This window comes from Flavobacterium endoglycinae (assembly GCF_017352115.1).
GTDB classification, from domain to species: Bacteria; Bacteroidota; Bacteroidia; order Flavobacteriales; family Flavobacteriaceae; genus Flavobacterium; species Flavobacterium endoglycinae.
In genome coordinates, this window is the sequence record NZ_CP071448.1 from 4,897,728 (window position 1) to 4,915,300 (window position 17,573).

The window sequence follows — 17,573 nt, forward strand, 5'->3', positions numbered from 1 at the left end:
GGCTTATTTTTTAATTAATTATTTTACTTTACTTTGATTGGTCCTAAATTGCTTTGTGCTGGTCCATTCGTTACTGTTCCGTCGGCAGCGAATCTCGAGCCGTGGCACGGACAGTCAAATGATTTTTCATCTGAATTCCATTGTACAATACAGCCCAAATGCGGACAAACGGCTGAAAAGGCTTTCAATGAATTGTCGTAATCTCGGTAAACGGCAACTTTTCGTAATCCAACATTAAGAACACCGCCGTTTCCAGCTTCTAAATCGGCAACATTATCAAGATCTGAAGCTGCAATCCAATCCAGATATTGTTTGGCCATATTTCCTGCCTCTTTCAAAAAGTCTCCTGCTGCACTAAAAGTAATTCGGGACGGATCGTATATTTCTTCCCATTTATTTTTGATTTCTTGAATCATGTCGCTTACAATCAATGCTCCAATGGTTGCATGTGTCATTCCGTTTCCTGAATCTCCGGTAATAATATAAATGTTTTTGTCTCCCGGATTTTTTCCCATAAAACCTAGAGAATCTACTGGTTCCATAACTTGGCCAGACCATTTATAAGTGATTTCATCGAGCATAGGAAAATTTTTTCGTGTCCAGACTTCGAGTTTATCATAACGTGAGATTTCAGAAAGATCTTCTTCATCTGCCTGTCCGGTTTTATGATCTTCACCACCCGAAATCAGCAAATCATAGTTTTCGTCAAAATTTTCTACACGAACATAATGGTATGGTTTTGCGACCCATTTGGCATCCATATTTCCGGTATCCCACCATAAAGAAAAGGGAAGACTGTCTTTTGGAATTTTTCCAGCGATTACATACGTTCTGTACGCATGCTGTTTGGTATGCATGGTCACGAGATCATTAATAGGGGAGTTAGTTGCCACAACAATATGATCTGCGGTAAACGTATAACCGTTTACTTTTGCACCTTTTTTAGTAATATCTTCGGCATGTGCTTCGGTATAAATTGTTCCTCCAAGTGAAACAACTGCTTCTGCAAGTCCTTTTAAATAATGTAAAATATGAAATTGTCCTTGATTTTTGAATTCGATCGATTTTTTGTTTTCGCCTCCAGCCATTGACGGAATATGATCTAACAAAGTTGTTTCTAAACCTACGTTTTGCAATGCGTTAAATTCTTTTTCGAGATTTTCTTCTTTATCCGTTTCATGAAGAAACAGATATCCGTTTACTCTCTTAAAATCACATTCAATCTGGTTTTCGGTTACTATTTTTTCGATTTCATCAATAGCAGCACTGTGGCTTTGTGCAGCAAGTGATGCTGTTTCTTTCCCGAAAGTTTTTTCAAGATAATAATAGCGATCATCAAGAGCGTTGGTTAAATGCGCTGTTGTTCTTCCTGTTTCACCACTGCCTATAAAACCATCTTCTACGAGAACTACTTTTCTTCCAGCTTTTACAAGTTTGTAAGCTGTTGTAAGTCCGGCAATACCGCCGCCAATAATTAAAATATCGGTACGGACATCTTGGTTTGGTTTTTCAAAAGCAATAATTTCTGTAGAATCAATCCAAAACGAAACATTGTCTCCAGAGGTTATACTTCCTTCATTTATATCTTTATATGAATTGTCCATGATTATTATTTTTTAATGTAATGCGTTCATTTCAAAACTAGTAACATCTATTTTGAAATGTTTACAACTTTAAGTTTTGCATTTTACAGGATTGCCAGTCGGATTTTATGTAAGAATTTTGAAAAATACTATAAGCATAACAGTTTTATTAATAGTTATTTAGTGTTTATTCTACAACCCGAAAAACAACTTATTATGAAAACAGGAATGAAATTTAAAATGATGACTCTTGCCGTGTTGGTGGCACTGTTATTTTCGTGTAAAAATAACAAAGACGGATACAGTGATGAAATTGAAACAAGTCCAGTGCCAATTGACAGCACTGAAAAAGTAGACGATTCTGCAAGTACAGGTGCGGGCAGTACTCAAAATGCTGCGAATTCTGAAACCATGGGCACGGGAACTACAGGATCAGGAAGTACAGAAGGAACTGGAATTGGTCCAGGTGAAAGTCCACAAGATGGTTCAACTTATACTGAGTCTTCTGGAGTTCAAAAAGACAGTATAAAACCTGAAATTAAAGCGAAAAAGAAGAATCAGAAAAAATAATAATTGTATATAAGAATTGAATTAAAAGTTAAAAACCTCTTTGTTTAGAAAAGCAAAGAGGTTTTTATTTTGAAGTCAGGTGTCAATTTGGTTTTCCCATTTTTATCACTGCCTATTGTGACTGAAAACTGAAAACTGCAGACTAAAATTTAAAAAATTATCCGCCAGTTTCCATATTAGGCGCATCGACTGGTTTTGATTGTGAAGAGCCTATTTGGCGTAAATAAATGGATAAAATAATGATGGCGAAAACAGATAAGAATTCGCTCTGCCAGTTCTGAAACGATTCAAACCAAAACCTCGAATGTCCAATATAGGATGCTGCGGTTTCTAAAGGTTCTCCCTTTAGAAGCAGCTGCTCGTTTTCATCTTTAAGGCTTCCGTAAAAATGAATTATAAATGAAATGAGAAATAAAAGAAATAAAGCGATGGTAAGCGAATGTTTATAAATTTTCAAAATAAAACCGCCTTTTTTTACAGCCCATGGAGCTTCTTTTTTGTTAGGATCTGGTTCGCGGTCAACATCTTCTGTTTCATTTATTTTCTTGGATTCAGATGATCCTTTCTGTTTTAAGAAAATAGTCAGCACTACATATAGTGTCATTTGAAGAAATTCGCTCTCCCAATTTTCAAAAGTAGATTGGTAAAAATGCCCTGATAATAGGTAAGAAGCAAAATTTATTGCGTTTGCTCCTTCATCTATTAATTCTTTGTTATGTTCTTCAAATCCAAATATAATCTGGCCTAAAAAAGAACTCATAAACAGCAGAAAAAAGCAGATAGATAAACCGTTATTTCTAAAAAATGTTTTCATTTTTATCGTGTTTTTCTTCAAAGTTCTCAAATACTGCGTTTAGAACTTTACACAATTTATTTTTTGATTTACAGTTTTTGCATTGGATTTGTTAAACATACTATGTGAATAGTATAAATTCTTTGATTTTTATAACTGATACAGGAAATTGTATAACAATTTTATATGTGAGAGTTCTAATTTTATCAATATTAGATTATGAATCAATTATAAATTAAAAAGATATTATTATGAAAACGCTATTAAAAACTAAAATTGCATTACTGCTTGTATTAGCAGGATTAGCATTCTCGTGTAAGAAGAACGAAACCACAAATAGTGATTCTTACGAAAATGACAGTATTAGCAATACAGTAGATACTGTTGGACCAGAAGTGGATACAACAACTGTTATTGATACTGCTGCCACAAAAATTAATACTGATTCTATTAAAAAATAGAATATAAATAATCCATAAAAAAAGAGCTGTTTAATTAAACAGCTCTTTATTTTTATGATAAACGTTTTAAGATTAACGCATGGCAAATCTTATCTTCAATCCATAAGATACTAATCTCATATTGTGTGAAGCCCCAGAATCAAAAACACTGTTGTATTTTAATTCTACCGGCAGATCTGGATTGTACTGTACAAGATTTTTAGCTTCGTTTTTATCGTAGATATTGTTTAGTCCGTAATCTAAATAAAGTCCGATGTAAATAGAATTTGTGCTTCCAATTACTTGTTTTAAACCCGTTTCAATTGTGGCAGAATACGATACATCTGTTTTTAAATCCTGTTTAGACGTTTTTAAATCATTAGTGCTGGCAAAACCGGCAAAAGCAGGACTGAATAATTCTACATTGTACTGCGGATAATAACCGCTTGTTGTAAGATTGCCCATTTTGGTTTGAAAACTGCCGCTTGAAGCAAATCCTATTTTAAAGCCTCCTGCTAGATATAATTTTGTAGTTCCTGGAGTTTCAAACTGAATTCCAATTGGTACATTGATATAAGCAAGTTTTTGCTCTTCTCTTAAGTTTGCAGCTTTATATCGAAATTGAAAAGATTCATTTTCGGCATCTACAGCATTGTATCTGCCAGAAATCGAACCAAATTTAATATCGGTATTATAAGTCTGATATTCAACTCCAACGCCAATACTTAAACCTTCATTTAAATAGTAGGAATAACGAAGACCAGCACTGACTCCATTTCCAGGAACATATTCTCCTCCTGTAGATTTAACAAATGAAAATGGACCTCCTACTGAAATTGAAAACTCCTGTTTTTTATCCTGACCATAGCTATTAAAACCCGCTGTTAAAAGCGCCGTTATCATAGCAAGTGATGTTATATATTTTTTCATCTTTTAAGATTTTATTATGCCGGTGCTGTGTTTGAAACAACACCGGCATGGTTTTATTTATTTTACAATTACTTTGAAAGACTTTTTAATATTTGGAGTTTCAAGAACTACAAGTAACGTATTGCCTGCAGCTGTTTCAGGTAATTGTATTTCAGTTTTAGCAGAAGAAGATTGAACAGTTTTTACTAACTGACCGCTTACAGAGAATAGACTGATCTGCATTTTCTCTAATTCTTCTGTTGGGAAATCAGCTTCAATAGTAATTGCTTTTCCTGTTTCGATTGGGTTAGGGTAAAGCTTAGCTTGAAGCGAATTTTTCAATGTAATCTGAGTTGGACAAGTTTGTAAAACTTTACCATCTTTAGTTGTCATTTTCACCATATATTGAGCATTTGGATCTAATAAAGATGTAATTGTCTCTCCTGCAGAATAGTATTGACCAGTTCCAATCAATTGTCCGTTTTTAAACCATTGGTAAGCTGTAAATTCGTAACCTCCGTTAGTTTGTGGATTATTGTTCACAAGAAGAACGTTGTTGAATTTTTGCTGTACAATATCAAAGAAATTAAATGGTTTTTCTACTGTAATTGTATAGGTTGCAGATAAAGTTCCGTCCTGAGAAGTAACTGTTACATCTTGAGTGTAGATTCCTGCTTTAGGAGTCTGAATCGTAAAGTTAGCAGAAGGAGTGATAACAGCACCAGATTCGTTTAGAACCGTGATATTTGGATTTGTTTCTCCACAAGCTAATACATGTGTAATTGTTTTTGCAGGATTATCGAAAACTTTATTTCCAATAGTAATTCTGGTAACGTCAACATTGTTGTTTAAGATTACCAATAATTGAGAAACATCTGCTGCTGGAAGATAATTGTTATCTCCTGCTTGGTGAGCAGTAATTAATATTTCTCCTGAGCTGGTCATTGTTACTTGACCTGAAGGCGTAACCGTTGCAGCTGGTGTTGGTGAATCGAAAGTGTATGTATATGTTACAGGCAGATTTGAATCTGAAACCGCATCTAAATTGAAAGTATTATTCAATCCAAGCGTTTTAACAGGAATTGCATTGAATGTAATTTGCTGTGGCGCTTTATTGATAACAAGATTCGCATTAAGCGTAATTGCAGAACAGTTTGGCGAAGTAGATGCTGGTGTTACAGTTGCAGTAATTGCATATGTTCCGGCATTTGTCGCTCCGTTGTTAGCAGAGTATGTTACAGTCGCTCCAGTTGGAAGATTAGCCACCTGAATTGAATGTGCAGTTCCGTCATAAGTAACTTGAGCATTGCTGAAAGTTACAGCATCAAGAGGAGAAGCATTTACTGTTACAGTTTGAAGCTGAGTAGAAACATTTCCGTTTCCGTCATCATAACTCCATGTGATAGTATATGTTCCCGCAGCAGTATAAGTTAAAGGATCTGTAGTAGTTCCGTTAATTGTTCCTGCACAATTATCTAAAGCAGTTGGAATCGCAATTTGTGATGCCAGTACTGAGCAATCTCCTGTAATTTGAGGTAGAGTTGCTAAAGTTGGAACTGGTGCAGTAGTATCTGGATTAGTTCCAATTGTTACATTTCCAGAAGTTGTACATCCGTTAGCATCTGTAATTGTTACTGTATAAGTTCCAGCAGTTAATCCTGTTGCAGTTGCAGCAGTTCCTCCAGAAGGAGACCAAGCATACGTGTAAGAGCCTGTTCCTCCAGTTACAGTAACTGTTGCAGAACCGTCATTAGAACCATTACAAGAAACGTTTGTTCCAGTTATTGATGCAGAAAGAGCACTTGGTTCAGTAATAATAGCTGATGTTGATGTTGTACATCCATTAGCATCTGTAACTGTTACTGTGTAAGTTCCAGCTGCTAATCCAGTTGCTGTTGCTGCAGTTCCGCCAGAAGGAGACCAAGCATACGTGTAAGCACCTGTTCCTCCGGTTACGGTAACTGTTGCAGAACCGTCGTTTGAACCATTACATGAAACATTTGTTTGAGAAGCTACCGCAGAAATTGCAGCTGGTTCTGTTACCACAACTGTTTCTGTTGCTGTACATCCATTAGCATCCGTTACGGTTACCGTGTAAGTTCCGGCAGATAATCCTGAAGCAGTTGCTGCAGTTCCTCCAAAAGGAGCCCAAGAATACGTATAAGCACCCGTACCACCGGTAACATTTACTGAAGCACTACCATTTGCACCTGCATTACAAGAAACATTTGTAGAAGAAGATGTGATAGAAATTGCAGTAGGTTCAGTAATTGTAACAGATTCAGAAATTGTACATCCATTGGCATCCGTTGCAATAACTGTATACGTTCCAGCAGATAATCCTGAAGCAGTTGCTGCAGTTCCACCAGAAGGAGACCATAAATAAGTGTAAGCTCCTGTTCCTCCAGTCACTACGACAGTTGCTGTTCCGTTAGTACCTCCATTACAAGAAGCATCAGTATGAGAACTTGTTGCAGCAAGAGCCGTTGGTTCAGTAATTGTATAAGATTGTGTTGCTGTACATCCGTTAGCATCTGTAACGGTTATAGTGTACGTTCCGGCAGCTAATCCTGTTGCTGTTGCAGCAGTTCCGCCGTACGGTGCCCATGAATAAGTATAAGGAGCAGTTCCTCCAGTAACACTTACTGTAGCAGAACCATTTGTTCCTCCATTACATAAAATATTGGTTTGAACTAATGCTGAAGCGCTAAGAACAGCTGGTTCAGTAATAGTGACACTTTCTGTTTTTAAACATCCATTAGCATCTGTAATAGTTACGGTATACGTTCCGGCAGCTAATCCTGTTGCTGTTGCAGCAGTTCCGCCATAAGGAGCCCAAGCATATGTATATGTCCCAGTTCCTCCTGTTACAGTTAATGTTGCTGTTCCATTTGCACCTCCATTACAAGAAACCTCAGTTTGAGATACAGTTGCTAGAATTGGGTCTGGTTGGGTTATGGTAAAACTTTGCGTTGCTGTACATCCGTTAGCATCTGTAACAGTTACCACGTAAGTTCCTGCTGCTAATCCTGTTGCTGTTGCAGCAGTTCCTCCAGAAGGAGCCCATGAATAAGTATATGATCCAGTTCCTCCTGTTACGCTAACCGTTGCAGAACCATTTGATCCTGAAGGGCAGGTAACATTTATTTGAGAAGGAGTAATGCCAATAGCGGTAGGTTCAGTTATTGTGAAGTTTTTAACGATTGAACATCCATTAGCAGCTGTAATAGTTACAGAATAATTGCCGGCAGTTAATCCAGTTGCTGTATCTGCATTTCCACCAGAAGGAGTCCAGACGTAAGTAAATGGTCCAGCAGCGCCAGAAGGTACAACTGTTGCCGAACCTGTGTTTCCGCCATTACATAATACATCAATTTGTGATGTTGATGCAACTAACGTATTAGTAGTTGTGATTGTAAAGTTTTTACCTATTATACAACCATTACTGTCTGTAATAATTACAGAATGATTTCCTGCTGTTAATCCAGTTGCAGTTGCAGTGGTTTGTCCATCTGACCATAAGTAAGAGTAAGGAGCAGTTCCTCCAGCAGGATTAACCGTTGCTTCACCTCCAACAGTACAAGTAGCATTTATCTGACTTGTAGTAGCTGTTAATACTGATGGTTCTGTGATTGTAAAGTTTTTTAAAATCGAACATCCATTGCCATCTGTAATTAAAACAGAGTAATTTCCTAAGGTAAGACCTGTTGCTGTTGCAGCGGTTCCTCCAGATGGAGACCATAAGTATGTATAAGAACCACTTCCTCCTGTTGGAGTTACTGTAGCAGTACCAGTAGCACTACCATTACAAAGTACATTTGTTTGAGATTGTGCAGCATCTAAAATGGCTGGTTGATCAATAATTACGGTTTCTTGATACGAACATCCATTTGCATCTGTAACAGTTATCGTATAAGTTCCAGCGGCTAATCCTGTTGCAGTTGCAGCAGTTCCACCAGAAGGAGACCATTGGTAAGTATAAGGTGCAGTTGCTCCTGAAGCGGTTATAGTAGCTGTTCCATTTGATCCACCATTACACGATACATCGGTTTTATTAATTGTACCTACAAATGGAGAAGGACTGTTAACTGTTACGTTTTCAGTAATTGTACATCCATTTGCATCTGTAACAGTTACCGTATAAGTTCCTGCAGATAATCCTGTTGCAGTTGCGGCAGTTCCTCCAAATGGAGCCCATGAATATGTATATGAAGGAGTTCCTCCAGATACAACTACAGTAGCAGTTCCGTTACTACCGCCATTGCAGCTTACAGGTGTAGATGAGCTGCTAGCAGATAGTGCTGCTGAAGGTTCAGTAAGAGTAAAAGATTGGGTCCCGATACATCCATTAGCATCTGTAACAGTTACTGTGTAAGTACCCGCAACTAATCCTGTTGCAGTTGCAGCAGTTCCTCCAGATGGAGCCCAAGAATAAGAATAAGCACCGGTTCCTCCAGATACAGCTACTGTTGCAGATCCAGTACTTTCACCAAAACAAGCTATATTAGTGGCGGCTACCGGATTCACGGTAAGAACTGCAGGTTCAGTAATCGTAAAACTTTGATTTATTTGACAATTATTTGCATCTGTAACAGTTACAGTATAAATTCCAGCAGTAAGTCCTGTTGCAGTTGCAGCAGTTCCTCCAGACGGAATCCAAGAATAAGAATAAGCACCAGTTCCTCCAGATACAGTTACTGAAGCAGATCCTGTAGCACCTCCATTACAAAGTATATTGGTTTGTGATGGTGTTGTAGTTAATATAGGAGGCTCGTTGATTGTAAAATTTTGAGTAGTAGTACAAGCATTTGCATCTGTAACCGTTACTGTAAATGTTCCTTGAGAAAGACCTGTTGCAGTAGCCGAAGTTCCGCCGTACGGTGCCCATGAGTAAGTATACCCTGGAGTTCCACCTGATACAATTACAGTTGCAGTACCATTGGCACCGCTGTTACAGCTTACATTGTTTATGGTTCCTTGAGAAGCTGTTAGAGCAGTTGGTTCTGTAATAGTAAAGTTTTCTGTTTTTTCACAAAGATTAGCATCTTTAATAGTTACAGTATAATTTCCTGGAGCCAGATTTGCAATAGACGCTGTTGTTTCTCCATTTGACCATAGATAAGTATAAGGAATTGATCCTCCTGATGGAGTTACGGTTAATGATCCATTGTTTGCTCCATTACAAGAAACATCAACTTGAGTTGAAGTTACTGCTATAAAAGGTACGGTTAATACAGCATTGAATGATGTTGCAGAAGGAGAACATACTCCGCTGGCAATAACTCTGTATAAATAGCCGCTTAATGCTGCAGTAGCGCCAGTAATAGAAAGTGTAGCTGTATTTACACCTGAATACGTTGCATCATTTGATAAATTCGTAAAACCAGCTCCCTGATCTACCTGCCACTGATATCCGGTTGCATTTGAAGCAGTTGCAGTAAAAGATGTATTTGAACCAATACAAGCTATAGTTGAGATTGGTTGTGATGTTATTGCAGGAGCAGAGTTTACTGTTAGTGCTGCAGTAAGAGATGTTGCAGAAGGAGAACATACTCCGCTGGCAACCACTCTATACAAATAACCGTTATACCCATTAGTAGCTCCAGTTATAGAGAGAGTAGCTGTATTTGATCCAGAATAAGTTGCATCATCGGCAATATTGGTAAAACCAGCTCCTTGATTCACCTGCCATTGGTATGCCGTTGCACTACTTGCCGTTGCACTAAAAGTAGTATTAGCACCAGCACAAATAGTACTTGCAGATGGTTGTGATGTTATTGCAGGAGCAGAATTTACCGTAAGAGCTGCATTATTTGATGTTGCATTTGGTAAACAAACCCCGTTTACAATAGCTCTGTATAAGAAACCATTCATAGCGGCAGTTGCACTGTTAATTGTAAGTGTGCCTGAAGTAGCACCAGCATAAATAGCGCTATTAGAAATATTAGTGAATCCTAAACCTTCATTCACTTGCCATTGATATCCTGTTGCATTGCTTGCAGCTACAGAGAAAGTAGTATTTGCTCCAGCACAAATTGTACTTGCAAATGGCTGACTTGTAACAGCAGGCGCCGAATTTACAGTAATAGCTACATTGTTTGAAACTGCATTTGGGGTACATGCACCAGAAGCAATTACACGGTATAAATAACCGCTTATTCCAACAGTTGCTCCAGTTATAGTAAGTGTTGCTGTAGTGGCTCCAGAATATTGTGCATTATTAGAAATATTATTAAATCCAGCTCCTTGATCTACCTGCCACTGATATCCTGTAGCGTTAGAAGCCGTTACTGAGAAACTAGTATTTGCTCCCGCACAGATGGTACTTGCAGATGGCTGAGAAGTAATAGATGGTGCCGAATTTATAGTAAGAGCTACATTACTTGAAACCGCATTTGGAGTACATGCACCAGAAGCTATTACACGGTATAAATAACCGTTTAATCCAGCAGTTGCTCCAGTTATGGTAAGCGTCGCTGTAGTTGCTCCAGAATATTGTGCGTTGTTAGTAATATTATTAAATCCAGCTCCTTCATCTACCTGCCACTGATACCCTGTTGCATTTGAAGCGGTAGTAGTAAAAGTAGTATTTGCTCCCGCACAGATAGTACTGGCAGATGGCTGAGAAGTAATTGCTGGTGCCGAATTTACAGCAAGTGCTGCATTACTTGAAACTGCATTTGGAGCACATGATCCAGAAGCCACGACACGGTATAAATAACCGCTTATTCCAGCAGTTGCTCCTGTTATAGTAAGTGTTGCTGTAGTTGCTCCAGAATATTGTGCATTATTAGAGATATTGTTGAATCCAGCGCCTTGATCTACCTGCCACTGATACCCTGTAGCATTTGAAGCTGTAGCAGTGAAAGTAGTATTAGCTCCTGCACAAATAGTACTTGCAGATGGTTGAGAAGTAATTGCTGGAGGAGCACTAACAGTTCCTGTTACAGCTACATTTTGGGTAACTGCCGTATTTGATGAAACTGTAATATTTCCTGTAGGCGTTCCTGATGCCGTGTTAGATAATCGGGCATAAATTGTTGTGGTAGCTACTGTTCCTGCAGTAGGAGTAAAAGAAATATTGCTTGAATAACTTCCCCCTGATGAAGTAGAAATTTCATAACCTATTGGGGCAGATACTAGTAAATTAGAAGTTAAACTGCCTCCGCTTACTGTAAAACTCTGTGGAGTAGAAGCTGAACCGGAACAAGAACTAAAAGCACTTAATGCACTTGTAGAAGCACTTACTCCTGCAGGTTGCGTAATAGTTACATTTTGAGTTGCAGTACAACCTCCTAAACCATTAGGAGTACTGTCGGTAATAGTCACTGTATAAGTGCCAGCTGAAAGATTAGTCGCTGTAGCCGAAGTTCCTCCCGAAGGTGCCCAAGAATAAAAATAAGGTGCAGTACCACCAGAAACAGTTATAGTAGCAGAACCATTTGTACCGTTATAAGTACTCACATTACTTTGTGATTGCACTGAAGATGATATAGCTGTTGGAACACTTAAAGTTGCAGCAGTTGAGTTTACAGAACCAGCACCAGTAACAACACAACGATATTGATATAAATTCATTGCAGATGTTGCGCCTGTTATTGTAAGAGTAGCTGTAGTAACTCCTGAATAAGGAGCTCCATTTGAAAGGTTAGCAAAACCACCTCCAGTATCTACCTGCCACTGATAACTTGTGGCTCCAGTAGCTGATACTGAAAAAGCAGTATTGCTTCCTGAGCACACTGTAACACTCGAAGGATTAGCAGTAACTACAGGAGGTGCGCTAAGAAAAGCGGCACCAGTTGGTAATGTTTGTGAAATAGCTGAGTTAGACCAGTTATTAATATTCATAACGGCAGTCCTAATGTTGGCTGTAGTGGTAAGATTACCAGAACCATTAAATTTACCTGATGTATAGGTAGTAGTACCACCTTCAGCAGAATAAAAAGCACTAAATCCTCCAATAAGTCCTGGAGGTATTATTGAACCAGCGGTTCCATTAGCACAAAGGTCTTGATCCCAATGTGCTTGTGTACTTCCTCCGCCAGTTGGACAATAGTAATAGTGTAAACCACTAACCATATTAGCCCCAACACCAGCAGGAGATCCACTACCACCTTGAAAAGCAATGACTTGATCACCAATATTTGATAAACTTAATCCCGTGGCAAGAGCCATAGTTCCTTCCGTAATAGCAATAGATCCATTTGAGGCAGTTATGCCGCTACTATAATTAAAAGTACTTACAGTATTTCCTTTGATAGTAATTTCTGTTCCTGCTGCAATAGCATTTGAAACTGTCCATGAAATAGTTCCTTCTGAAGCACCTGCGGCTCTCCAGGAACCATCTTCAAAATATCCTCTATCTGTAAAATAAATAACTGTTGTTGCTGATATAGGTACAAGAGCTACAAATGAAAAAGAATCGATATCTGATGCATTGACACTGGAATCATATCCAGTGAATATAATATCTCCTTTTGCCAAAGTTGTTTGGGAAGTACCTAAGTAACTTTGCAGAAATATCCCTAGAAATAAGGCGATATTTAAGAATTTTTTAATTCGTGAGTAAAAATGTTTCATAATTAGATTAGTTAAATTATAGAGTGGCAAATTGTTCGCCGTTTTTTATGCCAAAAGCGAGCAATTTATGCCCACTCATAAATCCTTCGTCTGTATAGACCGTATTAATTCGAAGTTGTGTGTTATTATAACATTGTATAATAAGTCCGTTATTTTCATTTATTTCTAAAATGGTACCTGGAGTTTTGGAGTTATTTGTAGCGGTATGGGTTTGAGAAACTTCTAAAATACGGATATTCAGACCATTCCATTGTGTATAAGCTCCTTTGTTCCATGGATTGCATGCATTTACTAAAGCCTGAATTGATTTTGAATCTTGATGTTCCCATTGAATAGTTACATCCGTAATCGTAGGTTTTTTGTAATAGCTTGCCAGCCTTTCATCTTGCGGTAAACCTTTATTATTATGGTGTAATAAAGTAAAAAGTTCGGGTAAGATATAGGAAGCCAGATATGATAAATTAGTACAAAGCATTCCGTAAGTTAAATCAGCATGTAACGGAAGTGTCTTTTTTAAAATTACTTTTCCTTTATCGATTTCTTTTTCAACTGCGTGAACAGAAATTCCAGTCTCGCTTTTTTGTTTTCTTATAGATTCAAAAACAGGATCAGCTCCGCGCATTTCGGGTAATAATCCATAATGAAAATTGTAAAAAATATCAGGATTTTTCTCTATAATATCTTCCGGAATTTTCCATGGAAAAGTCATTGTGAAGATATTTTTTAGATTTGGAATTCTGGTAATTTCATCTAACTGAATTTTTAGTTTAGCCTTTTCAATCCAGATTAAACTAATACCTGTTTTTGCCGCAAAAAGTGAACAAAATGCTTTTACATCTTCATTGTCTGTAGGGACTCCAATAGTATGAAGACGGCCAAGACTGTGAAGCGTTTGGATAGCTGGAAAAGCTAGTCTATTATTGCATAAAACTACTATGTCGCGTATTGGATTCATGATTCTAAACATGGATAAGAGTTAAACCAAGAATTTGTAGTTTCATTTCGAAGGGCTAAAACATGATAATGAAGTCTCTCGCGTTCTTCTTCAATATTTTCAGCTATAGAAATATGATCTAATTGACAATTTCCAGTTTCTTCATTTTTAGTAACTGTTGCATAATATATAGGTGCTTCCGAAGTTCTCGTATGCGGATTCATATATACTTTTCCTCTAGGAGAATTAATCACGATTTCATCTAATGAAAGACCATTTAATGCTTCAATAAACAAAGCAGCTTCCCATCCTAAAAGAGAAAACACATTCGCTTTTTGATCTTTAATATTTTTCATTGTAGAAACAAAATCTTCATTTTCTTCATTGGAAGTATTAGTTGACCAAGGAATTGCACAACTCCAGTTGTAGCCTGGGTAAGGAATTTTACTCATCCAAAATTCCTCAGCAGTAAAACCGCTTCCGTAGGTTTTGCGGGAAGCAATGTTTTTCAATTTAGCAGATTCTCTAAAGAAATCTTCTGCCATATCACCACAAAAAGATGTGAATACAGATACATCCTCATTATGTTCCAGAAATTCCTCTAATGGCTGAAGGTTAAAATCGGTACGCTGCAAAGCTGTAACATGATTATAACTAATCATCGCCCCATTATCTTCAACAGCAGTAGAAAACGAATAAGGAGATCGGTAACCTGCATCATAAAATGAACAAGTAAAGGCAAATTTATTTTGCCCATCTTCAATAGCTTTGCGTACAATGGCACGTGAGCATAAAGTACCTTCTAAAGAAATAAAATAAACGTTAGATAATTTTTTATCAAAGGACTGAAAATGATAACCGCTGTCTAAAACAATCAACAATTTATCAGAACTTTCAAAAAGAGGCTGTATAAATTCGGCGGCAATAGGATTTATGTAGGCAATTATAATATCTGTACCATTTAATAGCAGTTGTTCGCAACATTCGTGAATTTCCTTATTGTTGCCTCCAACTCCTATACTAGCAGTTACAATTTCATGGTTTTTATCAATACCAATTTTCTTTAAGGCAGATTTAAATCCATCCATAATATCAAAAGACATTGAAGGGTAAATGACAGATCGAGTTAGTAGTAAAGCTATTTTCATAAATTTTTCATGCATTTTTTTAACAAACTCCCCATTAACAATCGTTAATGGGGAGTTGTTTTAATTCCTAGATGGATAAATTCCTTGAATACATATAATGTAATTCAAACCTAAAGAAGGTTGTTGAATTGACATAGGCTGATTTCCTCCCGCAATCCCAACCGTTATAGAAGGATTGATACTTCTCAAATTGCCGTCGGGTGTTTGATCAGAATAAAGACCAGCAATAGAAGCCAAGTAGGCATCTTCGGGAGAACCCGTATCACCAGCATCAGCAAGCGCTTTTATTTTTATTTGGCTTAATGATGCATGGGTATGCATTGGTAAATTAGTAATAGTTGCTGTTATTGTATTAGATCCCATTTGACCTCCTAAAGGGAATTGTGTAATACCAGAAGGAACTCCAGTTCCCGCAGGAACACGACCTCTAAAATCTGGTAATGCAAAATTTGTTACTCCGTTGCCTCCATAAGTAGTGCCTAAAAGACTGAATAAAGCTTGGTTTGTTGATATAGATAAAATTTGTCCATAACAAAGTGCCCATGTTCTTGGTGCAAAATTTGCTGCAAATAGACGTATTTCTGACATTGTTCCTTCCATAATTTTTTTAGATTTAGTTTCTACTTGGAAAAATACCTTCTATGCAAATAATATAATTAGTAGAAAGATAAGGTTGAATAATAGAAAATGGTATATTGCCACCAGTAGCAGAAACTGTAAGTGTAACAGTTTGTGGTTTTAAAGCACTGTCTTGTGCGGCAGATGAATAAGCATTAGTAAGTCCAGCTAAAACACTATCAGTAGGGGCTCCAATATTTCCTGCACCTTTATACACTGGAATAGCAAGAGAACCTGTACCCACATGATTATGCGCAGGCATTTGATTTGTAGTCATTGTTGTCGATTCTGTACCTATAACTTGTCCCAGAACTATTGGACTTAATCCAGGTCCTTGTCCTGTACCAATAGGAACACGTCCTCTTAAATCAGGAATATTAAACGTAGTAACCCCATCACCTCCATATGTGGTACCAATTAGAGCATATAATGCATCATAATTAGAAATAGGTAATTGACTGCCATTACAAAAAACCCAGCCTCGTGGCGGGAAATTTCCGGCGAATATGCGTATTTCTGATAAATATCCTTCCATATCAATAATATCTTTTGGTTGTTAGTTGTAATTCATTTTTACTAATTTCTCGCTGGAAAAGATCCATACATACAAATGATATAGTTAATACCAATAGTAGGCTGCATTATTGAAAGAGGTTGACCCAAACCAGTTGGTGTTAGTGTAACAGTCAATGAAGCTGGTTTTAAATCATCTTCTCCTGGAGATGTACTATTATACATATTAGCTACACTGGCAAGAATGTTTCCATCAGGGGTATTTGCATTTCCTCCGTCTCCAATTGCAGGAATAGCTATAGAAGCCGTGCTGCCATGGGTGTGCAAAGGTAGATTTGAAGTTAATAAAGTAACATTATTTATTCCGCCGTTTTCGCCCAAGGTGTAATTGGATGTTCCTGGTCCAGTGCCAGTTCCTATTACTATACGTCCTCCGAGATCAGGCAGTCTAAAATTGCTTGTGCCATTACCGCCATAAGTAGTCCCTAGAATTGCGAATAAAGCAGTATTTGCTTGTATGGCAATGATTTGTCCGTTACAGAAAGCCCAGTTTCTAGGTGCAAACGTTGCCGCAAAATGGCGAATTTCTCCTATAGTTCCATCCATAGTTTAATTAGTTAAAAGTTAGTTATTAGGTTTTTTTCGATTTTGTCAGGCTTGGTTACAGTTTAAAAGGCCTTGACATGGTTTAAGATTTGCTAATTTACTGTATATAAGTATTTTAAAAACAGGTATTTCTACGTGATTTTAGTAAAAACAATGTACTATTTCTGCTCTTAATTACTGGTATACAGCTGTTATCAACCTTAAGCAGTGTTAAAATTAGATTTCTAATCGCTTAAAAAGGAAAAATATGTCATGAAGCGGATTTTTATTGTCACGAAATTTCCTTTGCGTTCTAAATTTAAATCTTATAGGATGGAATTATTTTAGAAATTAATTAACCTTTCTAAAGCTATCACATTCTTAAATGTTTTTGAAGAAATAACTTAGCAATAAATCGAATTAATAAAAAAACTGCTGTAAATTCTACTCTCACTTTTGATGAAAATAGAATTTACAGCAGTTTACAAGTGGTATAAAAGGTTTCGATAAAACAAACCTTTTAAAAATTAGGAATCATTATATTAATTAAGACGAATGGTCATCGATTATATTCTGAACGCTTTTAATAAATATTTCGGTGTTTTTCATTTCGTCTTCAATATAAATATCATATTGCATTAACTGAAATTGATCGATCATGTCTTTTTTGAGATACTTAATCATAGATTCGATACTTCGTGTATCATTTTCATGCTGTCTTTTTAACTCACGCTGCTTACTTTCGAGATACGCTAAAGTCTTTTTTAATCTTTGAATGTTTATTTTATCCACAATTGAATTTTTTCTATTAATAATGGAATACGCAGATCTACTGCGTATTGGTTGATTACACATACGATTAAATAAATAATTTAGTTTTTGGATGTTGCAAATCTATAT

The 17,573-nt window shown here is 37.0% G+C and carries 12 protein-coding genes; 2 read left to right on the top strand and 10 right to left on the bottom strand.

What is annotated here, in order from left to right; translation table 11 throughout:
* Window positions 1–23: 23 nt before the first annotated feature.
* On the bottom strand, window positions 24–1,604 hold the full coding sequence (locus J0383_RS21175) for an FAD-dependent oxidoreductase (RefSeq protein ID WP_207295937.1): 1,581 nt from the start codon (window positions 1,602–1,604) through the stop codon (window positions 24–26).
* A 195-nt stretch (window positions 1,605–1,799) separates the two neighbouring features.
* Between J0383_RS21175 and J0383_RS21180 the strand changes: the two genes are divergently transcribed.
* Window positions 1,800–2,153, top strand: a complete 354-nt coding sequence (locus J0383_RS21180) for a hypothetical protein (RefSeq protein WP_207295938.1) — start codon at window positions 1,800–1,802, stop codon at window positions 2,151–2,153.
* A gap of 157 nt (window positions 2,154–2,310) precedes the next feature.
* Here J0383_RS21180 and J0383_RS21185 read toward each other — a convergent pair whose 3' ends face one another.
* On the bottom strand, window positions 2,311–2,967 hold the full coding sequence (locus J0383_RS21185; protein ID WP_207295939.1) for a DUF6766 family protein: 657 nt from the start codon (window positions 2,965–2,967) through the stop codon (window positions 2,311–2,313).
* 230 nt (window positions 2,968–3,197) lie between these two features.
* Between J0383_RS21185 and J0383_RS21190 the strand changes: the two genes are divergently transcribed.
* A complete protein-coding gene (locus J0383_RS21190; protein WP_207295940.1) occupies window positions 3,198–3,407 on the top strand; it encodes a hypothetical protein in 210 nt (69 codons plus the stop codon).
* Window positions 3,408–3,479: 72 nt separating this feature from the next.
* Here the strand turns inward: J0383_RS21190 and J0383_RS21195 are convergent, their stop codons facing one another.
* The 8 genes from J0383_RS21195 to J0383_RS21230 form a co-directional block, all read right to left on the bottom strand.
* A complete protein-coding gene (locus tag J0383_RS21195) occupies window positions 3,480–4,316 on the bottom strand; it encodes an outer membrane beta-barrel protein (protein WP_207295941.1) in 837 nt (278 codons plus the stop codon).
* 57 nt (window positions 4,317–4,373) lie between these two features.
* Window positions 4,374–12,875, bottom strand: a complete 8,502-nt coding sequence (locus J0383_RS21200) for a T9SS type A sorting domain-containing protein (protein WP_207295942.1) — start codon at window positions 12,873–12,875, stop codon at window positions 4,374–4,376.
* Window positions 12,876–12,891: 16 nt separating this feature from the next.
* The gene (locus tag J0383_RS21205; protein ID WP_207295943.1) at window positions 12,892–13,830 is read right to left on the bottom strand and encodes a formyltransferase family protein; all 939 of its coding nucleotides are present in this window, start codon (window positions 13,828–13,830) and stop codon (window positions 12,892–12,894) included.
* Window positions 13,827–14,957: an ABC transporter substrate-binding protein gene (locus tag J0383_RS21210; RefSeq protein WP_207295944.1), complete on the bottom strand. Its 1,131-nt coding sequence runs from the start codon at window positions 14,955–14,957 to the stop codon at window positions 13,827–13,829. The genes J0383_RS21205 and J0383_RS21210 overlap by 4 nt, the downstream gene beginning before the upstream one ends.
* Before the next feature lie 60 nt (window positions 14,958–15,017).
* Window positions 15,018–15,557 carry a phage tail protein gene (locus tag J0383_RS21215; protein WP_207295945.1) on the bottom strand — a complete coding sequence of 180 codons (540 nt, stop codon included), beginning with the start codon at window positions 15,555–15,557 and terminating at the stop codon, window positions 15,018–15,020.
* Window positions 15,558–15,570: 13 nt separating this feature from the next.
* Window positions 15,571–16,110, bottom strand: a complete 540-nt coding sequence (locus J0383_RS21220; protein ID WP_207295946.1) for a phage tail protein — start codon at window positions 16,108–16,110, stop codon at window positions 15,571–15,573.
* A gap of 41 nt (window positions 16,111–16,151) precedes the next feature.
* Window positions 16,152–16,694 (bottom strand): phage tail protein, encoded by a 543-nt coding sequence (locus J0383_RS21225; RefSeq protein ID WP_207295947.1) that lies wholly within the window; start codon window positions 16,692–16,694, stop codon window positions 16,152–16,154.
* A 525-nt stretch (window positions 16,695–17,219) separates the two neighbouring features.
* Window positions 17,220–17,465 (bottom strand): hypothetical protein, encoded by a 246-nt coding sequence (locus J0383_RS21230; RefSeq protein WP_207295948.1) that lies wholly within the window; start codon window positions 17,463–17,465, stop codon window positions 17,220–17,222.
* Window positions 17,466–17,573: the final 108 nt, after the last annotated feature.